Annotated in this window: 1 protein-coding gene; it reads left to right on the forward strand. The window is 54.2% G+C overall.

From position 1 onward, the window contains the following. On the forward strand, positions 1–238 hold a 238-nt coding region (locus tag SB754_RS22820; protein WP_410784543.1), incomplete at both ends, for a hypothetical protein.

Genomic DNA, 238 nt, shown 5'->3' on the forward strand with positions numbered 1-238 from the left:
GGCATGATTCTTCTTGCCCGCTCCTATGTCAGCACTGGAAATGCGGGCAAAGCGCGCGAACTGCTTTCACCATGGTGGGCTACACAGCGCTTATCAGCCGATGACGAGCAAAAGATCCTGAAAGAGTTCTCTGGCGTTCTGACGCGCGAAGATCATCAGCGCCGTATTCTGCGTTCTCTTTATAATGACCGTATGCAGTCTGCAAAACTGCTTGCAGGCCCGGCACAGGCCCAATCGC

The organism is Leifsonia sp. SIMBA_070 (assembly GCF_046534635.1).
Lineage (GTDB): Bacteria > Actinomycetota > Actinomycetes > Actinomycetales > Microbacteriaceae > Leifsonia.